Genomic DNA, 3,184 nt, shown 5'->3' with positions numbered 1-3,184 from the left:
TGGCTAATAAAGTAGATGCAGCACTGATTGTAGGATTTATTCGCCATACACTGCGGTTGCCTCTCTCGTTTTTCGAGTCCCGCTATGTTGGTGACATCATATCACGGGTTCAGGAAAACCGCAAGATTGAGCAGTTCCTTACCGGTGAGGCGCTATCAATTCTGCTGGATTTACTAACGGTATTTATCTATGTAGGATTGATGGTTTGGTACAGCTGGAAAATGGCATTATTGGCCTTAGTGATTGTGCCGCCATTCTTATTGCTAGCGTTGATTGCGAGTAAGCATTCAGCCGTCAGCTATCAGCTATCAGCTATCAGCGAGTAGGCGCTTTAATTGCACTGGGTCGGATCAGTAAAACGAGCAGGGATGTCAACCAGCCATACTCGTTCGTAAGCTTGTTTACTATCTCCCCTTGATTAGTTAATTAGCTGACGGCTGACGGCTGATAGCTGAATGCTTACGATTGCGACTCCGTTTTTACGTAGGATTTCCCGGGAAATATTTCAATCGATGGCTAAGGAAAATAGTTATCTAATTGAAGCGCTTTCCGGTGTAAGTACCGTTAAATCCACAGCAGTAGAACAAACAGTACGTTGGCATTGGGAGGAGTTATTAAATAAGGAAATTAAGACAAGTTTTGATGGGCAAGTTATCAGCAATCGGCTGCAAATTTTCAGTAATGCTATTGAAGCCGTAGTAACCACAAGCCTGCTGTGGTATGGAGCGTGGTTAGTGATTCAGAATCAGTTAACCATTGGACAATTAGTGGCCTTCAATATGCTGCTAGGAAATATTATTACTCCCTTCCAGCGGTTAACCGTGTTATGGAATCAATTCCAGGAAGTAGTAATTGCTATGGAACGGATTAATGATGTGTTGGATGCCGAACCAGAGGAGGATTTACTGAATCAAGCCCGTCAATCGTTACCATCAATTCAGGGTCACATTGCCTTTGATAACGTTACCTTTCGCTATCACCCAGAGAGTGATTTAAATGTACTGGAAAATCTTTCCTTTGAAGTGAAACCAGGACAAATGGTAGCCCTAGTGGGACGCAGTGGTTCAGGGAAAACGACGATTTCTAAATTAGTGTTGGGATTGTATCCACCCACAGATGGGAAAGTATTGATTGATGGCCTTGATATTACCAGTCTGTCCTTAGGGTCTTTGCGATCGCAAGTGGGAGTAGTAGACCAAGATACGTTTTTGTTTGGTGGAACCATTCGGGAAAATATTAGCTTAGGTCATCCTGCCGCTAGTTTAGAAGAGATTATAGAAGCAGCACGATTAGCAGGTGCTGATGAGTTTATTAAAAATTTACCTATGGGGTATGAAACCCAGATAGGAGAAGGGGGAGGAATGTTGTCTGGTGGACAACGGCAACGGATTGCGATCGCACGGGCTTTGTTAGGCAATCCTAAGTTATTAGTTTTAGATGAAGCCACCTCCCATTTAGATGCAGAATCAGAGCGAATTATTCAGCAGAATTTAAATCAAATTCTCAAAGGTATAGCAGAAGTCAAAAGTCAGAAGTCCTTTGTCAGAAGTCAGAAGTCAAACTCTTGCGCTTACAAAGGGTGTGAGACTTTTGTCATGTCCTAACTGCCCTGGCGACTGCTATAGGACAACATTCGTCATTGCTCATCGGTTGTCTACAGTCCGGAATGCGGATTTAATTTTAGTGCTGGATAGAGGAGTATTGATTGAGAGGGTAACCCATCAGTAATTAATGACAAAAAGGGGACATTATTACTATTTTAATCCCCAGCAAATTAGTCCTTAATCCTGAGTCATTAATCCTGAAAAATTACATAAATTTTAATTTATTTATTCATGAATAATCCTAATACCCAATAACTAGTATCAATAAATAATAAATAAAATTATGCCCAATACATTGAATGGACACTTGGACACTTGAATGGACATCCTCCAACTCAGCTACAAGACACTAATCATGATCAAGATAGTTTAAACGCCCCAAACCTAGCTAAATTTACTGATGATTGGTCTTACGCCACTAAAGAATTACTCGATAGTTGGCCTCAGGTTTGGACAAGGGGATTACTGTACTTTCTAGTAGTATTTGTTTCCATTATTTTACCCTGGTCGATGCTCTATAAGGTAGATGAAACCGGTACAGCTAGAGGACGACTTGAACCAAAGGGTAAGACTGTGAGGCTGGATGCTGCTGTAGCCGGTACCGTGGATGAAATTCAAGTTAAAGAGGGGGAAAAGGTTGAGGCTGGACAAAATTTAGTGATTTTGAAATCCGGGTTAGTCCGTACTGAATTGCAGCAAGTTAACGATAAATTAAAGGGGCAATTGAGTAGGCGATCGCAGTTATAATTACTAAAAAATCAGTTAGTGGTAGTCTTGACAACTCAGCAGCAACAAAATCAAGCCCAAGCCTTGGAAAAGCCAGCTCAAATTGACCAAGTGCGACAGACTATAATTGATCTGAGTAATTCCTATAACTTACAAAAATAATAAAAATTAGCTCAAGGAAATCAGGCCAGGCAAAATCTTGAACTTAGTAAAACAGCCTCTAAGTTACTAGAGATTCGTTTAGCTAATGCCCAGGGAGAGGTGCAACGCTATCGTAAACTTTGGCAACAAGGAGTTGTGCCAGAAATTGATGTGTTAGATAAGGATGATGTGGTACAGTAAAGGCGACGGTTGTATGAACAAACAAAGTCTGATATTGAACAGGCTAAGTTACGGATTAGGGAAGAACAAAGTAGTTATGAACGGACTATGCGTCAAGCACAAGCAGATATTGAGCAAGCAAAGTTACGATTAAAAGAGCAGGAAAGGAGTTATCAGAGTTTGATTCATTCCGGTAAGTTATCAGTACTTAAAATAGAATAACAACTGAATAATATAGAGAATAAAATTACTACCCTAAATTCATAAATTGCTCAGAGTAAGCGTCAGATTGACTCCTTGCAGCTTCAGTTAAAGCAACGAGTCTTAGACGCACCGGTAAGTGGAATGGTATAGCGCTACGCGCAAGTCAGAAGTTAGAAGTCAGAAGTCAGAAGTAAGCTTAGACTTACGTTTCAGAGTTTAGGAGCGATGCAGAGGTGCGACCCGTGGCGAATTTAATTCTTAATGCGGAAAACGCACCATTACGGTCTTGGGGAGGCAGCGCGGTCTTGGGGGTTTCCCCCACTCGCTAA

The 3,184-nt window shown here is 41.3% G+C and carries 2 protein-coding genes and 2 pseudogenes; all 4 read left to right on the top strand.

Translation table 11 applies throughout. The features are described from left to right. Window positions 1-272: pseudogene (locus F6K20_RS31065) on the top strand (ABC transporter transmembrane domain-containing protein); the annotation flags it as partial. Between the two features lie 192 nt (window positions 273-464). Then, a pseudogene (locus tag F6K20_RS31060) lies at window positions 465-1,728 on the top strand (peptidase domain-containing ABC transporter); the annotation flags it as partial. A 191-nt stretch (window positions 1,729-1,919) separates the two neighbouring features. Further along, window positions 1,920-2,351: a biotin/lipoyl-containing protein gene (locus tag F6K20_RS31055; protein WP_008182098.1), complete on the top strand. Its 432-nt coding sequence runs from the start codon at window positions 1,920-1,922 to the stop codon at window positions 2,349-2,351. 330 nt (window positions 2,352-2,681) lie between these two features. Then, window positions 2,682-2,873, top strand: a complete 192-nt coding sequence (locus F6K20_RS31050; protein ID WP_008182093.1) for a hypothetical protein — start codon at window positions 2,682-2,684, stop codon at window positions 2,871-2,873. The last annotated feature ends 311 nt before the right edge of the window (window positions 2,874-3,184 follow it).

This window comes from Moorena sp. SIO2C4, assembly GCF_010672485.1.
In the GTDB taxonomy this organism is placed as follows: Bacteria; Cyanobacteriota; Cyanobacteriia; order Cyanobacteriales; family Coleofasciculaceae; genus Moorena; species Moorena producens.
This window is presented reverse-complemented; position numbering and strand designations above follow the sequence as displayed.